Below are 17342 nucleotides of genomic sequence, written 5' to 3' on the forward strand. Positions count from 1 at the left end.
CTGCCAGCCCATCAGCGGCAGGTCACGCATGACATCGATATGCGTGGTGTGGCCGACCGTGCCGAACTTGGCATCGATCTCCGACACAGGTTTCAGCAGCCAGTCTTCGCGGTTGGAAAGGAACACGATGCCATTGCTGTCGGTCACGAAAATCGGATCGGCAGAAAGGGCCCAGGTGCGTTCCACTGCATCGAACCCGACATAGACGGCGACCACGCCGCGCAACTGCCCGTTTCGGCGGACGCCCGCCCCGAAGGCATAAACGCGGCTTTTGCCCTTGATGAGGGCAGTGGTGCGGCCGAGCCGGTTTTCGTTCGCCGCCCTTAAAAGCTCCGCGCGGCCGGCCGGCTCGTCCCCGAAAATATCCCGCGCCGCAGCCAGCAGCTTGCCGTCGGCAGCAAAGAAGGCCACGTCCCGCGCGCCGGAAAGGCCAGCGATTTCTTCTGCAAGCGAACGCGCCCTTTTCTGGATCGAGACCTCGGAGGCGAGGCTTGAAAACAACAGCGCCACTTCATCCTGCCGGGCAAGAAGGGGCGGAATGAGCCGGTATTTTTCCAGCACGCCGTTGAGGACCTCCGCCTGAACGGCCAGCGTTTCGGCGGCCTGGCGCTGGACATAACCGCGAGAACGATCGGTGGCCAGCTTCCACGCGGCAGCGGTCCCGGCCAATGTCAGCAAGAGCAAAACGAGGGCCGCGCCTGCGCGCAACCTGAAGAAACGCGACCGAACCGCACTGCCGGTATGCCAGCTATCCATTCCACTCCCTCACGAGAAATGCCCTGCCGGATCGGCACGAGGAACATCTCGCACGCTCACCATAGCCGCAACGGGTGTCGCTCTCCAACCGATTTGGCAGATCGCAAAGGGCCATCCGGCCTGGCGCCCGAGCATCGGACTATTCCGGACAAAGAGGCGCGTGGATCCATCTTTGGCGAGCGGCCACTATCCCGGCTTCGCGGAAAGAGGCTGACCGTCCGGAAACGGCCGCATTCGTGTTGCTCCACCGGGCCAGGCTTGTGTCCGGGCAGTGGAATGCTCACGCTGATGAGCGACATCACGACGGAGCCCTTGGTGCGAATGCCCTAAAGCCAAGGCGGCGCCTGCAGCACTCCATCTGTTGTCCGGCGTCCTTGAAGTGCCCGGGGACCGCAAACAAGACCGGTCCGAGACATGTTGCCCGTGGCTCCTGGCCCTCGTCTCGTCGAACTCATAGCGGGCGGTTCGTCATCCGTTCGCCACCCGATAGTCGGCCGGGCGGCTTTTTGACAGAACAAGGCGCATGTTCGGGAGGTCATTGCCGTCCAACTTTCGCATGCGCTCTTCCGGGGCCAGATGCGCCCAGCGGGCTTCCAGCCGGTCGCGAAGCACTGCTTCCGGCACGTCGATGAAGGCCGTCCTGTCGAACATTGCCGTCACCGGATGCCAGCGTTCGTCGTCCAGGAGCAGATAGTTGCCTTCGACAATGATCAGTCGCGCTTCCGGCCCGATGATGCGCGCGCCCGCGCGGGCGATCTCGATCGACCGGTCGAAGACCGGTACGGCCACTTCCTCCCCGTCATCTGCCCGGATGCGTCTGAGGGCCGACAGCAGGCCGCCGGCATCGAAGGTGTGGGGCGCGCCCTTGCGCGCCAGATGGCCGCGCGCCGTCAGCACCATGTCGTCAAAGTGGAAGCCGTCCATCGGCAGGACCTGAACCTTTTCGGGTAACCGGCTGTTCAGACGGGAGAAAAGAGTGTCTGCCAGATGGCTTTTTCCGGCGCCGGGAGGGCCTGCCAGAGCGACAATCCGGCGTCGGTCGCCAGAGGCGATCTTCTCCAGCTCCTCAGCGAGCTGATCCGGTCCTACCTGTTTGTCCATGTGCGTTCTCCCAGTCAAAAAAGCGGTTGGTTGCCGAACACGGCTATTCATATTCGGGGCCGAGATCGTCGATGATCAGGCGCGGCGGGACGACCGAGATTTCTCCCGCCCGGTCCTCTTCGCCGTCGAAGCAGGAAAAGCAGACCTTGATCAGGTTTTCGACATCCTGTCTGAGCATGATGGTCTTTACCGGCAGGCAGGCGGCAAACGGGTCCCAGTCGAAGCAGGCCACGCGCACATTGCCGGCAAGGTCCGGCCGGTCGCGCCAGAATGTCGCAAAACCCTCGAAGGCCGTGATCGAGTTGACCAGCATGGCGAGCGGCGGACTGCCTGCGTCGTTGAACAGCTTTGAAAGCGCGTCGTGCGCCGCGACGGGGCTGTAGCCGCAACGGACGATGTCCGCCTCGCCGGCGGTCCGGCCGGCTTCGCGCATGCCCGCCAGAAAGCCCTCGATACGACGATCGGTCGCATATTCGTGCTCCCGTCCGCCGAGGAAAATAGCGCGGGCCGAGGGCTCGAGCGCTTCGAGCAGGCGGCGTGTGAGGTCTCGCGCGCCGCCGAAATTGTCGGTGACAACCGAAAACGCGTCCGGCCCGGGAAGGTCGACATTGACGCAGCGCACGCCCTTGTTGTGGCAAAGACGGTTGATGTCCGACGGATTCTCGACGCCGGCAACGACGAGAAGCTCAACCTCCTGCATCACAAGCTTGGCGGCAACCTGTCGCTCGATTTCGGGGTTGCGTTGCGTGCTCACGACGATCGGCACGAGCCCGCGTGCACGCGCCTCGCTCTCGAAATTCTCGACCAGCCCGGCGAAAAAGCGGTTGCGATGGTGCGGAATGATCATGCCGGCAAGGGAGGAGCGACCGAGACGCAGGGCGCGTGCGCGCTGATTGGCCTGATAGCCCAGCTTGGCGGCAAGCGCGAGAACGCGCTCGGCCGTTTCCGGGTTGGTTCGATGTTTCTGCCAGGTCCCGTTGAGGACAAAACTGACCGTCGAAACTGAGGTGCCGGCGGCCTCCGCAAGGTCGCGAATCGTCGGTCTTTTCCTCGGTTTTGGCATGTCTTCATCCGGTTTCGATCATTCCGATTAGCGTTCCCAACGCAGATTTACAATCGCAAAACCGGGTTGACAGTGCAAGCTAAAAGGTTTTAGCTAAACATATTCGGTGGAGCGCGGCAGTAGGAGGCCGTCACCGGATCTGGAGATTTCAACAGGAGGAGAGCCCAATGGCCTTTACGACCATGACCCGTCGCACGCTGCTAGCAGGGGCGGCGGCAGTGATGACGGCCTTTGCCGGAACAGCAGTCCATGCACAGGATCAGACCACCATCGGCGTTGTTGCCAAGATCGGCGGCATTCCGTGGTTCAACGCCATGGAAGCGGGTATTGAAGAGAAGGCCGCGGAGCTCGGCGTCAACGGTTTCATGATCGGGCCGACCAGCGCCGATCCGGCGCTTCAGGTCCGCGCGATCGAGGACCTGATTGCCCAGGGCGTCGATGTCATCGGCGTCGTGCCGAACGACGCGGCAGTGCTCGAGCCGGTGCTGAAGCGCGCGCGCGACCAGGGCATCATCGTGCTGACCCATGAATCGCCCGACCAGCAGAATGTCGACTGGGATTTCGAGCTGGCTTCAGCCGTCGGTTTCGGAGAGGCCTATGGCAAGCAACTGGGCGAAATGATGGGCGGGCAAGGCAAATATGCCGTCTTCGTCGGCGGCCTCACGGTGCCCCTGCACAATGCATGGGCTGATGCTGCCATTGCCTATATTCAGGAAAACTACCCGGACATGGAACTCGTCGGCGACCGCTATGGCGTGGCGGAAGACGTTGATGCCTCGCGCAAGACCGCCCTTGACCTGATGCGGGCCAACCCGGATCTCGGCGGCTTTCTGGGCTTCGGCAGCCAGGGGCCGATCGGTGCGGCGCGCGCTGTCGAGGAGCGCCGCAAGTCGGGCGAAGTCGTCGTGCTTGGACCCTTCTCGCCGGGACAGGGCAGAAAGCTCGTGCATGACGGCGTGCTCTCCGGCGGATTCATGTGGAACCCGAAACAGGCCGGCGAGGTGTTCGTGACGCTCGGCACGATGCTTGTCAATGGCGAGAAAATCGAGGCCGGCATGGACATCGAGGGGCTCGGCGTCATCGATCCCGATTTCGAGGGCCGCGACATCATCGTTGATCAGCTTGTGCAGATCAACAAGGATACCGTGGACGATCTGGCCGCGCTCGGCCTGTAGCGAAAATGTCTGCGCCCGGCCGCTGGCGGCTTTTCCGTCGTGCCGGGCGCGGCGATAACCGACCCTTTCAACATACCAGGTGGATCCATGACGGACGAGCGAATGCCCCTTGAGGCGTCGGCCGGCAACGGCCCGTGCCTGCTGCGCCTCGAGCATGTCTCCAAACGCTTCGGCGGCGTGCAGGCGCTCGACGATGTCGCATTCAATGTCTGGCCCGGCGAAGTGCTTTGCCTTGCCGGCGAGAACGGTTGCGGAAAGTCGACGCTGATCAAGACGGTCAGCGGCGTCCACAAGCCGGAGCCGGGCGCGGTGATGGAATGGGACGGCCGGGACATGAGCGATCTCGACCCGGCCAAGGCCCGCGAAATGGGCATTCAGGTGATCTGGCAGGATCTCGCGCTGTTTCCCGAGATGAGCGTCGCGGAGAACATCGCGTTCGAGCGCAATCTCGGCGGCAAGCCCAGGCTCGTCAATCACAAGGCCATGCGCAGCGAGGCCGCGGCCATTCTGGAGCGTCTTGGCGTCTCGATCGATCTGGAAGCGAAGGTCTCGTCGCTGTCGATCGCCAACCGGCAACTGGTCGCCGTCGCCCGCGCCCTGATTGCCGACGCCAGGCTGGTCTTCATGGATGAGCCGACGGCGTCCCTGTCGCGGCATGAAACGGAGGCGCTGGTCGCAATCGTCCGGCGACTGTCGGAGCAGGGGGTCGCCGTCGTCTTCGTCAGCCACCGGCTTGCGGAGGTTCTCGATGTCTGCTCCAGGGTGACGGTCCTCCGCGACGGCTGTTACGTGGGCACCTATCCGACCGAGGGCATGACCCAGGCGCGCCTGACCGAGCTGATGACCGGGCGCAGCTTCGATTATGAAGTGCGCGCGCCCCAACCGCGCAGCTCGGCGCCGCTGATTTCCGTGCGCGGTCTGACGCGCCACGGGGAATACCGGGATATCGATCTGGACATCGCCCCGGGCGAAATCGTCGGTCTGACAGGGCGCCTCGGCGCTGGCCGGACCGAGCTCGCCCTGACATTGTTCGGCATGAACTACCCCGACGACGGCGAGATCGTCATGGAGGGCAAGCCGCTTCGGATGATGTCGAACCGGGACGCGATCCGGGCCGGTATCGCCTATGTCTCGGAAGACCGGTTGTCGCTTGGGCTGGTTCAGCCGCAGTCGATTGCCGACAACACCGTCATATCCGTTCTCGATCGCCTGCTCAGCAACGGTTTGCTGTCAGCGGCGAAGAAGAACAGGCTGGTCGACGACTGGATCGGCCGCCTGCGGGTGAAGATCGGCGAGACGACGGACCCGGTTTCCAGCCTGTCCGGCGGCAATCAGCAACGTATTGTGCTTGCAAAGTGGCTCGCCACCAATCCCAAACTGCTGATCCTCGACAGCCCGACGGTGGGTGTCGATGTGGGCGCACGCGCGGGCATTTTCGACATCGTCAGCGATCTGGCGGCCAAGGGGATGGCGATCCTTCTGATTTCCGATGAAACGCCGGAGGTCTATTTCAATGCCGACCGCGTCCTGCATATGCGCGACGGACGGATCGTCGAGACTTTTGAGCCGGCCAAAACCGATATCGAGCGCATCGAGGAGGCGGTCCATGCGTAGATTTCTCCCAAGACTGACCGGGACGGAGCTGTGGCTTTCCGCCGTCATCGCGCTGATCGTGGTCGGCCTTTCCGCCACGACGGATACGTTCTTCACGCTCGTCAACCTGTTCGATATTCTGAACTATTCGGCGGTGAACATCATCTTCGCCGCGGGCCTTCTGGTCGTTCTGATCGCAGGCGGCATCGACATATCCTTCGCCGTTGCCGCATCGGTGGTTCAGTATCTTCTGGCGACGACGCTGATGCAGTTCGGCGGCGGCAACTGGGCTTCCGGCTTTGCCCTGGCGATCGGGTTCGGAGCCATGCTGGGCGCCGTCAATGCGGCGATGATCTATCATTTCCGGATCATATCGATCGTCGTGACGATTGCCACGTTCAACCTCTTTTTCGGTCTTCTGATGTTCGCGACAGGTGGCGTTTCGATCTACCTGCTGCCGGACTGGATGGTGGATCGCGTGGTTCTCTTCGAGCATGAAACCGCGATGGGATGGGCGGAAATCACCCTGCCTGTCGCCGTCATGGCCGTGGTCGTATTCGCGACCTGGCTGCTTCTGCGCCGGCTGAGTTTCGGCCGCCAGCTCTTTGCCATGGGCGACAACACCGAAGGCGCGCGACGCCTCGGCATCAATATCGGCGCGATGCACTATCTGGCCTATTGCTGGCTCGGCGCCTGCGCCGGCATTGCCGGGCTGATGCAGGCCCACTACGCGCAGGAAGTGGTGCCGAACGCCCTCTACGGGCGGGAACTGGAAGTGCTGGCCGCAGTCGTCCTGGGCGGCGCGCGCCTTGGCGGCGGCCGCGGCACGCTGCTCGGCGCGGTCCTGGGGCTGGCCCTGATCGCCATCACGCAGAACGGTCTCAACCTGCTCGGCATCTCGCCCTATGCCTTCCGCATGATTGTCGGCGCGATCATCCTGATCGCCATTGCGATGTCAGCCGAGACGCTGGGGCTCGTGAACGAAAAGCTGCGTCGCTTCAAGGCAAGCGCCGGCCAGACAGGAGTCGCCAAATGACGCGAGCCTTGACAAACCTTTTCCCCAGAACCGCCGCCGCCAGCGAAATCGTCGGCCTCGTTGTCGTGCTGCTTGCCCTGATGGCGCTTTTCGGTTCGCTTTCGGACCGGTTTCTGACGGGGGCGACCTTCTCGTCAATCGCCTTCCAGCTTCCCGAGCTCGGACTTCTGACGCTGGCGATGTTCATCCCGATCCTGTCGGGCGGGCTCAATCTGGCCATCACCTTTTCAGCCAATATCTCGGGGCTCGTTCTGGCCTGGGTCATTACCTGGGGCGGCGGCGCGGATGCCGGTCTGGGGGTGATCGTGCTGGCTGTCGTGGCCGCTCTTGCCAGCGGCGTCGTCATCGGATGGGGGCTCGGGGCGATTATTGCCTATACCGGGGCGCATCCCATTCTGGCTTCGCTTGCGATGATGATCTTCCTGCGCGGGCTGGGAGAGTTTCTGACCCGCGGCGGCAGCATCTCCGGCTTTCCGCCCGCGATTTCGGCGCTGGGGCAGGGGACCGTACTGGGCATTCCCGCGCCCTTGATCGTCTTCGCCGTCTGCGTCGGGCTCTGGGCGCTGCTTCTCAATCGCACGCGGCTCGGATTCTCCATCTTCATGCTTGGTTCCAATCCGGAGGCAACGCGCTATTCCGGCATCGATACGCGGTTCACCCTGACCATGATCTACGCGCTGTCAGGCTTCATGTGCGCGGTTGCCGGCATCATCATGGCGAGCCGTTTCAACTCGGTGCGCGTCGGCCACGGCGAAGCTTATCTTCTGATCACGGTTCTGGCCTGCTTTCTTGGCCGGGTCGATCCATTCGGCGGGTTCGGACGCGTCTCCAACGTCGTGCTTGCGCTGGTCATCCTGCAGATCATCGGCTCGGGGCTGAACCTGCTCGGCACCAACCAGCATCTGGCAACGGCGCTCTGGGGCGGCATCCTGCTCTCCGTCATGGTGGCGCGCTACCTCTGGTCCCGTCGCGGCAGCGTCGGCAGCGTCAGGACCAAACCTTCCCCTTCAACATCGCAGCAAGGAAATCAACAATGAGTATCAGTGGGTTCGGCGTTCACACCGCGATGTGGGCGATGGAATGGAACCGTGCGGCGGCCGAGTTTGCCATTCCCGAGGCCGTCAAGTACGACATCGACTTCCTCGAGATCACCATGCTTGATCCGGAAAGCGTCGATGCGGCCCATACCCGCGGTTTGCTGGAAAAGAACGAAGTCGAGTGCGTCTGCTCTCTCGGGCTTCCGCTCGACCGGCTGCCGACGAACAATCCGGAGGGCGCTCTGGAGTTTCTGTATATGGCGATCGACAAGTCCTCCGCGATCGGCGCGAAAGCCATGAGCGGCGTGATTTATGGCGGCCTTGGCCAGCGCACCGGCAAGAGGCCGACCGAGGCCGAATACGACGCCACCGCCCGCGTGGTGGAGAAGGCGGCGGCCTATGCCAAGACAAAGGGCATGGATTACGGACTGGAAGCGGTCAACCGCTATGAAAACCACCTGCTGAACACCTCGGACCAGGCCGTGATGCTGTGCGAGAAAATCGGCGCTGACAATGTCTTCGTGCATCTCGATACCTACCATATGAATATCGAGGAAAAAGGCATCGCCCAAGGCATCCTCAAGGCGCGCGAACACCTCAGATACATTCACCTTTCGGCATCGGACCGGGGCACGCCGGGGCGCGATACCATCGCCTGGGACGAAGTCTTCACCGCGCTGGCGGCCATCGACTACAAGGGCGGCATGGCGATGGAGAGTTTCATCACGGTTCCTCCGCAGGTCGCCGAAGCGCTTTCGGTCTGGCGGGATGTCGCGCCTGCCCGGGAAGAAGTGCTGACGGACGGGCTTGGCTTCCTCAGGATGAAAGCCAGTCAGTATGGTCTGATCTGACGGGTTCAGGGCGGCCGGCGCGATCTGCCGTTTAAGCCCGTGAGGGCTTCGACATGCGTTGTCCCGCGCCGGACGGCGCCGGCGCGCTCGTCCTGGTTAGGTCACAAGCTTTCCCGGTGTCCGCCGGATATGCAGCGCGATGTTGCGCGGCACGCCGTCTTCGCCGTTGATGACGATCAGGTCCTGCGGGCAGGCGGAGACGGCGAAGTAGCAATCCATTTCGGCGCGCAGCCGCACATAGCGCCCGGCCCCGGTCGTGCTCGGCATGTCCTTCATGTCGTTGCTGTTCTCGACAATTGTTTCCATGAAAAGGTTCCACGGCGTCGGCACGCGGTGAAACGGCACGCCGAGGGCTTCGAACTGTCCCTTCAGATTGTCGCTGCAATTGTCGTGGTAGCCTTCATGGCCATAGAAGATAGTGTAGCTCGGCGCGCAGCAGGCCGGGCAAAGCGTATCGTGGATGCCCGGCGAGGTATCCTCTACAAAGGTCATGATGGTGCGCCACTGATCGGTGCAAAGCGCGTCCCCCGGCCTGAAATTCAGCCGGTAATGCAGGACGTGGCTGTGCTCCATCGACATGTACTCCGCCGGGTTGTCGCGGGCGAAAGCCCATGTGTCGACCACCTGGCCGCCATGGATATTGACGACGTCAACGGTGTCTCCGGCGTTCAGCGCCACCATGCGGCCCCGGCGCGCGGGCACCTTTATCACTTCAAGCGCGTCGTTCATCTCTTCTCTCATTCATCAAAGCTGTGGGTCCAGAGGCGTTCGAAGATCTGGCGATCCGCCTCATACGCGGCAAAGCGCGACGTGAGCACGAGCCTGCCGTCCTCGCGGAAAACCTGCGTGTCCGTCTCGATCGAAACCTTCCAGCTGTCGCGCTCATAGGTTTGGGCAAACTGGAAGCCGGCGCGCGCCGACCCGCCGTCGCGGGGCAGAATGGAATAGTCGTGATCATAGCGGGACGTGATCGACAGACCGTCGATTTCCCATGTCGATGGCGTGTCCTCGGAAAAAAGGGCGACCCTGCCGGTCGCCTGGTCGGTAACCGTGGTGCGCCTGTATTCAGGGGCCACGACGGTCTCGCAGGAAACGGGCATCGCGTGCAGCGCCGCGCCGAACGCCGGCTGGTCGTGGATGGCCCCGGGCGGCATGCCGGGCAGGCTCAGTTGCAGGCTCTCGGGCTGGATGCGAATGGCATTGCCTTCCGCTTCCGGCCAGATCATCGGCCAGTAGCTGGTCGACAGCGCAAGCCGCAGCCTGCTGCCGGGCGAGAACCGGTGCGCGACGGCATTGACGGGGATTGCGATATCGAAGGCTTCGCCCGGCGCGACGCCTTCCGGTCGCCTCAGACGCCGCGCCGTGAAGGTCACCCGCGCGGATGTGCCGTCGGCCTTGACCTCGTTCAGGCGGACGACAAGCAGCGCCCGCTCGCCCGCAAACGCGAGCCTGAGCTTCAGGGCGGCATGGCCGACGAGATGCAGCGGGTGATCGAGCGGCCCGGTGTCGAAGCAGAGCGACTGCCCGTCGTCAGGGCGCTGATCGGAAGCGAATTCCGGCCCGTTGCCGCCGGCGTCGAGCGGGCACCATTCGCCCCCGGTCGCGCCCAGCGTCAGCGGACTGTCGAGAATGATCGCGCCCGCGGTCCCGCCGGGCGTTTCGGAAAGGCAACGGTCATCGGCATAAAGCGTCTTTGCGGGCGCTTCCGGCGGCCAGCTTTCAAGCCCGATCCAGCTGCCGCCGATCTCCGGCGATGCCGCATCCGGCTTCGGATCGTCGCCGACCCAGAGCCGCAGCATCGGCTCGTCCATGATCCCCGTGTCGTCTTCGAGTAGCCAGTGGCGCCACCAGCGCATGCATTCCTGCAGGAAGCCGATCCGCGGTCCGGGCTGGCCCCATGTCGGATACATATGCGTCCACGGCCCGATGAGCCCCTTGCGCGGAACATTCAGCTTCCGCATCAACCGGAGGATGGGATCGGAGTAGCCATCGACCCAGCCGCCGACGGCGAAGACGGCGCAGTCGATATCGCCATAATTCTCGCAGACGGAGCCGTGCTTCCAGAATGCGTCGCGCTCCATGTGCGACAGCCAGCCGGCAAGCGGGGGCTCGATATTTTCCAGCCGGTGCATCCAGATGTCGCGCCAGTTCTGTCCGGCATGTTTCGGGTCCGCCGGACGTCCAAGCTGGGTGAAGAGCCCTGCGCCCCATTGCAGACCGTCGTTCAAGAGCGCGCCGCCCATGAAATGAACGTCGTCACTGTAGCGGTCGTCGGTCGAACAGGCTGTGATGATCGCCTTGAGGGCTGGGGGGCGGCGCGCGGCGATCTGCAGGCCGGCGAAGCCGCCCCATGAAATGCCGATCATGCCGACATTGCCGTTGCACCACGCCTGCGCCGCAAGCCAGGCAATCACCTCGAGGGCATCGTCCTGCTCCTGTTTCAGATATTCGTCGTGCAGCAGGCCTTCGGAATTGCCCGAGCCGCGAATATCGACGCGGCAGGCGGCAATGCCGCATTCGGCGAAGTAGCCGTGCATCATGGCATCGGCAAGCGCCGTGCCGTCCGACTGACGATAGGGGATCCATTCGAGAACGACCGGGACCCGGGAAGCAGCCGGCGCCTCAGGCAGCCACAGGCGCGCCGTCAGCCGCGTGCCGTCGGAAAGGGGAATGACGATCTGTTGAAAGGGCGCCGGCCTGTCGCCAGTCGCGCGCACGGTGAAATTCTGCAAGAGACTGCTCGCTTGTCGCTCTGTTGCGGTTCGGGCGGCGGACACGGGCGGCCCGCCGCCTTCGTTTCAGGATCAGGAGGCCTTGAAGTCGCGCAGGAAGGCGATCTGCGCATCCGGCTTGAAGGCGGGCTCGATACCCGGCTTCGTCACCCAGGCGTTGACGCCGTGATAGAGGAAGATATAGGCGCCGGTTTCCTCCAGCTCGTTCTGCAGCTCGACATACATCCGCTCGCGCTTCTCCGGATCGGTTTCCTTCACGGCGGCGGCATTCTTCGCATCCCACCCGGGCGAGCAGGTGCGCTGGAAGTTCCACACGCCGACCTGGTCGCAGGTGAACCATTCTGTCACCCAGCTCGGGTCCGGCGTGGTCGTGAACGGCTCGATGATCAGGTCGATATTCTTGTAGCCGCCGCCCTCGTTGTCCTGAGCCTCGGCAATCATCGTGGCGCTGTCCATCTGGCGGATCGAGAGGTTGATGCCGATCTGGGCGAGCTGCGCCTGCAGCACCTGTGCGACAATCATGATGTCAGGATCCGTGCCGAAGGTCAGAGAAAGATCCAGGCCCTCCGCGCCGGCTTCCTGCAGCAGGGCCTTGGCCTTTTGCGGGTCATACCCGTAAAGAACGCTGTCGCGTGCGCCAGGCAAGGGCGGCGGAACCAGGCCGTATGCGGGGTTGACCGCGCCGCCGAAGGTCGCATCGACGATTTCCTGAACGTTGACGGCATGCTGGATCGCGCGGCGAACCTTGATGTCGGCAAGCTTCGGATTTTCGACATTCATGCCGATCCAGGCATAGCCGAGCGCCGGCTTGACCGTCAGCGTGTTGTCGGTGCCCTCATAGGCCGGGATCGAGTTGACGGCGATCTGCGTGCAGTCGAGGTCGCCCGCGGCAAAGGCCGTTTCGGCGGAGGTCACGTCGGCGATCGGGTAGAGCTCGATCTCGTCGTAATAGGGCCTGGGACCGACCCAGCCGGGATTGCGCGTCAGCCGGATGATCTCGCGCGGTCGCCATTCGGCAAGCTGGTAGGGACCGGAGCAGGCCAGCGGATCGGTGGCAATATCGGCATTGCCGGAAGCCTCGACAGCCTTTTTCGAGATGATCAGGCCGGAGGCATTCGGCAGTGTTGACGTGAAGAGCGGCGCGAAGGGCTCCTTCAGGCGGATGACGCCGGTGTATTTTCCGGTCACTTCGACGGTGTCGAGCGCGGCCCAGTCGGAGCCGTAGACGGCGTTGACGGCCGGATCGGCGAAACGCTCGAAGGAAAACTTCACGTCCTCCGCCGTCATCTCGCCGAAGCCGTTGGTGAACTGGATGCCGGGCCGCAACTCGAACCTGATGTTCATCGGGTCGCTGTCGTCAAGCAGGGTAGCCGCATCCAGCTCCCAGTCCCAGTTGTCGCCGTCTCCGTAGCGCACCAGCCCGGAGAAGATCGCGAACATCACGGTTTCGTCGTACCAGCCGCCACGGCTTGCCGGATCAAGGCGTTCCATGTCGCCGTCATTGCGGATCTTGAGAACCTTGTTCTCCTGCGCAAAAACGGCCTGCGTCCCGGCCAGATTGGCCACGGCCACCGCCAGTCCGCCGGCGCCCAGTCTCTGCATCGCCTGGCGTCGGGTGATCTTGAATTCACTCATGGTCATTGTCTTCCTTCGTTTGGCTTTCAGGTGGGTTGAGCGTGTCGCGCGGAGAGGGAGCCGACCCTTGCGCGGTCGCGGCAAAATGGCAGGCCGCGCTGTGGCCGTTTTCCAGGCGCTGCGGGCGCGGCGCCTTCTTCGCGCAGAGGGCGCGGGCAATGGGACAGCGCGTGCGGAACTCGCAGCCCGCCGGGCGCTGCTTCAGGCTCGGAACCTCGCCGGAAATCAGCCGGTCGACATCGACCGTTTCCTTGGCCGCCAGCAGCGCGCGCGTATAGGGATGCGCCGGTGCGCGGAAGACCGTCTCGGACGGCCCTTCCTCGATGATGCGGCCGAGATACATGATCGCGATGCGGTCCGTGACATGGCGCGCGACGGCGAGGTTGTGCGTGATCAGCAGAAAGGAAACATGAAGTCGCTCCTGCAAATCATTGAGAAGGTTCAGCAACTCTCCCTGCACGGAAAGATCGAGGCCGGCTGTGGGCTCGTCCGCCACGACCAGTTCCGGTTCCAGCGCCAGCGCGCGGGCAACCGTCACCCGTCGCGCCTGGCCGCCCGAAATCTCGTGCGGGTAGCGGTCGGCGAAATCGGGCGAGAGGCCGACGAGACCCAGGAGCGCGATCGCCTTTTCCCGGCGGTCGCCTTCCAGCATGCGATGCACCACAAGCGGCTCCGTCACCGACAGGCCGAGGCGCATGCGCGGATCGAGCGAGGCGACGGCATCCTGAAACATGAAGGCAGTCTTGCGGCGCATGCCCGGCCAGAGCCTGTCACGTCGAGAGGTCACCGTATCGCGGTCGAGGCGGATCCGGCCGCCGGAGATCGGCGCGAGACCCATGACCGCGCGGCCGAGCGTGGTCTTGCCGCTGCCGCTTTCGCCGATCAGGCCGACCGTCGTTCCGCGTTCGATGGCAAGCGACGTGCCAGGCAGCACGGTCACGAAGCCTTCCGCCCCGCGCAGCCGCGCGAAAAGGCCCGCCGCGGGATAGCGGACCTCGAGCTCATCGATTTCGAGGAGATGGTCCTTCTTGCTCATGCGGTCACCAGATGGCAGGCGCTGTTCCAGTCGCGGCCGCAGGCGGCAAGCGGCGGACGCTCCGTGGCGCAGGGACCGAAGGCCGAGCGGCAGCGCGGGGCAAAGCTGCAGCCGTTGCGTGGTTCCGTCGGCGCGGGAACGGTTCCGGGAATTGTCGGCAGCGTGCGGGTCGGCCTGTCGATGCGGGCGGGATCGCATTCCAGCAGAGCCTTCGTATAGGGGTGTTGCGGATTGGCGAGAACCGCGCTGACCGGCCCTGTTTCCAGCAATTCGCCGGCATAGAGCACGGCAACCCGGTCGCAGACGCGCGATACGACGCTGATATCATGCGTGATGAACACCGTCGCGCCGGTGAAGCCGGCCTTGGCATCGCGCATGATGGCGAGTATCTGCGCCTCGGTCGTCGCATCGAGAGCCGTCGTCGGTTCATCGGCAATGAGAAGGCGCGGCTCGGCCAGCAGCGCCGCGCCGATGGCGACGCGCTGCCGGCTGCCGCCGGAAAGCTGGTGCGGGAACTGGCGCATGCGGGTTTCGGGGTCGGAAAGGCCGACCTTCTCGAGCATGTCGATCGCGCGCCTCCAGCGTTGGGCCTTGCTCATTTCCCTGTGCCAATGCTGGAAGGCGACCATCTGCCGGCCGATCCGCAGGACGGGATTGAGCGCCGTGAACGGATCCTGCGCGATGGCCGCGATGGCGGAGCCGCGCAACCGCCTGCGTTCGTCCTCGCCGAGAGCCGTCAGCTCGCGATCCTCGAAATGAACCGAACCCTCGATCCTGGCGCCGGCCGGCAAAAGACCGAGCATGGCGGATGCGAGGCTCGACTTTCCCGAGCCGCTTTCGCCCACGAGGCCGAGCGTTTCGCCCGGCGCGACGTCGAGCGAGACATTGCGCACGGCGCAGACATCCCCCCTTTCGCCGGGATAGATGATGCTGACATTCTTCATGGACAGGAGTGGTTTCGTCACGGTCAGCGCCTCGCGATCTTGCGGGGGTCGAGAACATCGCGCAGCGCTTCGCCGAGGAAGGTGAATGCGATGGTGGCGATGATGATCGGAAGCCCGGCCGCGACCGCGATGTGCGGCGCCTGGCGGACATAGGTATAGCCCTCAGCCAGCATGTTGCCCCAGCTCGATTGCGGCGGCTGGACGCCCTGGCCGAGAAAGCTCAGACCGGATTCGATGCCGATGACGGCCGGAATATCCATGGCCACCAGCACGAAGATCGGGCCGATCAGGTTTGGAAGAAGGTGGGCGAGGGCGAGACGGGTTCGCGAGCTTCCGATCGACTCGGCCGCCACCACGAAATCCGCATTGCGCAGCACCAGTACCTGGTTGCGCACGACGCGGAAATAGCCCGGCGCCATGGACGCCGAGATCACGAAGATCAGCGTCGTCATGGACGGGCCGTAGATCGAGACGAGCACCAGCGCGAACAGGACGAGGGGCAGCGATTTCACGGAATCGTTGACGAGCACCAGCAGGCTGTCGACAAGCTTCGAACCGAGGCCGGCGACCATGCCCATGGCCATGCCGGCGATCAGCGCGCCGCCGGTTCCGAGCAGGGCGACCTTGAAAGCGGTGCGCGTGCCGAAGATCACGCGGCTGAGGAGATCGCGCCCCAGCTGGTCGGTTCCCAGCCAGTGGGCAAGGGAGGGGCCCTGCATTCTGACCCTGGGGGCGATCGCATTCGGGTCATAGGGCGCGACGAGCGGGGCGGCGAGGGCGGCGGCGATGAAGAGAAGGATGACGATCGTCGCGATCGCGCCCGTCGGGTTGCGCATCAGTCGTCCGAGCGTTGCGAAACGCCGCGGAGCGGCGGCCGCAGGGGTGATGTTCGCTGTGGCGTCGGTCAAGGGTCAACCTTTCTCCGCAAGGCGGGGATCGAGCATGGCGATGGCGATATCGGCGAGGAAATTGGCAACCACATAGAGCGCCGTGGTGACCACGACCGAGCCCAGAACGACCGGAAAGTTGCGGCTGATCACCGCGTCATAGGCCATCGAGCCGAGGCCGGGGCGCGAGAACACGACCTCGACCAGCACCGCGCCGGACAGGAGATTGCCCATGCCGACGCCGAGGACGGAAATCACCGGTATGATCGCGATCGGCAGGACGCAGCGCAGCACGATGTGCGCCTTGCCGACGCCGAAGGCCTCATAGGTGCGCACATGCGGCTCGGCCAGCGTCTCCAGCATGGCGACGCGCACCAGCCGCGCGATATAACCGACCCAGGCGACGCCGACGGCAAAGGCGGGAAGGACAAGGTGATGGATCTGGTCGCCGAAATCGCCCGGCTCTCCCGCGCCGATGGAGGGAAACCAGAGCAACTGCACGGAAAACAGGATCAGCGCGTAGATCGCCATCAGGAAGGCCGGAAGCGCGACGACGCTGGTGGAAATCAAGCCGATGATGCGGTCGGTCCAGCTGTCGGGCCTCAGCGCCGCCCAGATGCCGAGCGGGATGCCGATGAGCGCTGCCCAGCCAAGGCCCGTGACGGCGAGCAGGACGGTCTTGGGAAGCGCTGCGAGCACCATTTGCGTGACCGGGCGCTGGTTGAGGATGTCCGTGCCCAGATCACCGTGCAGCAGCGACCAGAGAAAGTTCAGCGCCTGCACCGCAAGCGGCTGATCGAGCCCCATGCGCAGCCGGAATGCCTCCTTCTGCAATTCGCTGGCGCGCGGGCCAAGCGCGATCGTCGCCGGGTCGCCGGGCACCGTGTAGATCAGAAGGAAGAGAATGGTCATGGCGACAAGCAGCACTGCTACGCCGAGCACGAATCGTCTTGCGATATAGCTAGCCATTGGCTCCGTTTCGGTCAGTGACGGCGCGCCGAAGTGTGGTGGACGGTGCCGCCTGAGCTTCTGCCTTGAAAAAGGCTTTTCTGGAAATACACACCATAATATATTACGGTATACATTGCAAATAAGGTATCAACCTTTTAGAGTCAACGCATGCAATCAGGAGCAGGGTGGAGCCGAAATGGCAGCAGAGCGCGTTTTCAAATGGCGGGACGATATCGTCGACGGACGCGGCAGGGCGCCGTCCCTGACCGACAAGGCCTATGAGCGCATACGCGAGCGCATCGTCGAGCGCAGTCTGGAGCCGGGACACGATTTCACCGAAGCGGAACTGGCGCGCCATCTCGAAATGAGCAAGACGCCGGTGCGCGAGGCTCTCGCCCGTCTTCAGATGGAGGGGTTCGTCCAGGCAATTCCGCGGCGCGGCTACATGGTGACGCCGTTGCACATGTCCGCCATCAGGGATCTCTTCGCCTTCCGGGCGCTGGTCGACGGCGAGGCGGCGGCGCTTGCGGCCGCGCATATCTCGG

Annotated in this window: 15 protein-coding genes and 1 pseudogene; 6 read left to right on the top strand and 10 right to left on the bottom strand. The window is 63.9% G+C overall.

What is annotated here, in order from left to right; all coding sequences use genetic code 11:
- From AC5DC2_RS06920 to AC5DC2_RS06930, 3 genes and pseudogenes are all read right to left on the bottom strand, one after another.
- Positions 1-756: pseudogene (locus tag AC5DC2_RS06920) on the bottom strand (hypothetical protein); the annotation flags it as partial.
- 468 nt (positions 757-1224) lie between these two features.
- Complete coding sequence (locus AC5DC2_RS06925; RefSeq protein ID WP_491697979.1) at positions 1225-1857, bottom strand: nucleoside/nucleotide kinase family protein; 633 nt, start codon at positions 1855-1857, stop codon at positions 1225-1227.
- A 43-nt stretch (positions 1858-1900) separates the two neighbouring features.
- Positions 1901-2920: a LacI family DNA-binding transcriptional regulator gene (locus AC5DC2_RS06930; RefSeq protein ID WP_024707151.1), complete on the bottom strand. Its 1020-nt coding sequence runs from the start codon at positions 2918-2920 to the stop codon at positions 1901-1903.
- Between the two features lie 182 nt (positions 2921-3102).
- On the opposite strand from AC5DC2_RS06930, the gene AC5DC2_RS06935 reads away from it, so the two are divergent.
- From AC5DC2_RS06935 to AC5DC2_RS06955, 5 genes are all read left to right on the top strand, one after another.
- Positions 3103-4095 carry a substrate-binding domain-containing protein gene (locus tag AC5DC2_RS06935; RefSeq protein WP_491697988.1) on the top strand — a complete coding sequence of 331 codons (993 nt, stop codon included), beginning with the start codon at positions 3103-3105 and terminating at the stop codon, positions 4093-4095.
- An 87-nt stretch (positions 4096-4182) separates the two neighbouring features.
- Positions 4183-5709 (top strand): sugar ABC transporter ATP-binding protein, encoded by a 1527-nt coding sequence (locus AC5DC2_RS06940; protein ID WP_491697980.1) that lies wholly within the window; start codon positions 4183-4185, stop codon positions 5707-5709.
- Positions 5702-6724, top strand: a complete 1023-nt coding sequence (locus AC5DC2_RS06945) for an ABC transporter permease (protein WP_024707154.1) — start codon at positions 5702-5704, stop codon at positions 6722-6724. The genes AC5DC2_RS06940 and AC5DC2_RS06945 overlap by 8 nt, the downstream gene beginning before the upstream one ends.
- Positions 6721-7761, top strand: a complete 1041-nt coding sequence (locus tag AC5DC2_RS06950; protein ID WP_051424009.1) for an ABC transporter permease — start codon at positions 6721-6723, stop codon at positions 7759-7761. Before AC5DC2_RS06945 ends, AC5DC2_RS06950 begins: the two co-directional genes overlap by 4 nt.
- Positions 7758-8612, top strand: a complete 855-nt coding sequence (locus tag AC5DC2_RS06955; RefSeq protein ID WP_197489636.1) for a sugar phosphate isomerase/epimerase family protein — start codon at positions 7758-7760, stop codon at positions 8610-8612. Before AC5DC2_RS06950 ends, AC5DC2_RS06955 begins: the two co-directional genes overlap by 4 nt.
- 96 nt (positions 8613-8708) lie before the next feature.
- Here the strand turns inward: AC5DC2_RS06955 and AC5DC2_RS06960 are convergent, their stop codons facing one another.
- The 7 genes from AC5DC2_RS06960 to AC5DC2_RS06990 all read right to left on the bottom strand — a co-directional run bounded on the left by AC5DC2_RS06960 (position 8709) and on the right by AC5DC2_RS06990 (position 16815).
- A complete protein-coding gene (locus tag AC5DC2_RS06960) occupies positions 8709-9341 on the bottom strand; it encodes a DUF1989 domain-containing protein (protein ID WP_491697981.1) in 633 nt (210 codons plus the stop codon).
- Between the two features lie 8 nt (positions 9342-9349).
- The gene (locus AC5DC2_RS06965) at positions 9350-11344 is read right to left on the bottom strand and encodes a CocE/NonD family hydrolase (RefSeq protein ID WP_491697982.1); all 1995 of its coding nucleotides are present in this window, start codon (positions 11342-11344) and stop codon (positions 9350-9352) included.
- 72 nt (positions 11345-11416) lie between these two features.
- Positions 11417-12979 carry an ABC transporter substrate-binding protein gene (locus tag AC5DC2_RS06970; protein WP_491697983.1) on the bottom strand — a complete coding sequence of 521 codons (1563 nt, stop codon included), beginning with the start codon at positions 12977-12979 and terminating at the stop codon, positions 11417-11419.
- Positions 12972-14015, bottom strand: coding sequence for an oligopeptide/dipeptide ABC transporter ATP-binding protein (locus tag AC5DC2_RS06975; RefSeq protein WP_024707160.1), 1044 nt, complete (start codon positions 14013-14015; stop codon positions 12972-12974). The genes AC5DC2_RS06970 and AC5DC2_RS06975 overlap by 8 nt, the downstream gene beginning before the upstream one ends.
- The gene (locus tag AC5DC2_RS06980) at positions 14012-14980 is read right to left on the bottom strand and encodes an ABC transporter ATP-binding protein (RefSeq protein ID WP_491697984.1); all 969 of its coding nucleotides are present in this window, start codon (positions 14978-14980) and stop codon (positions 14012-14014) included. The genes AC5DC2_RS06975 and AC5DC2_RS06980 overlap by 4 nt, the downstream gene beginning before the upstream one ends.
- 2 nt (positions 14981-14982) lie before the next feature.
- Entirely contained in the window at positions 14983-15867 is an 885-nt protein-coding gene (locus AC5DC2_RS06985) for an ABC transporter permease (RefSeq protein ID WP_491697985.1), read from the bottom strand.
- Between the two features lie 3 nt (positions 15868-15870).
- Entirely contained in the window at positions 15871-16815 is a 945-nt protein-coding gene (locus tag AC5DC2_RS06990; protein WP_491697986.1) for an ABC transporter permease, read from the bottom strand.
- A 178-nt stretch (positions 16816-16993) separates the two neighbouring features.
- On the opposite strand from AC5DC2_RS06990, the gene AC5DC2_RS06995 reads away from it, so the two are divergent.
- The coding region (locus tag AC5DC2_RS06995) for a GntR family transcriptional regulator (protein ID WP_491697987.1) at positions 16994-17342 on the top strand (349 nt) is incomplete at its 3' end.

The sequence above is a fragment of the Martelella sp. genome, from assembly GCF_984369615.1.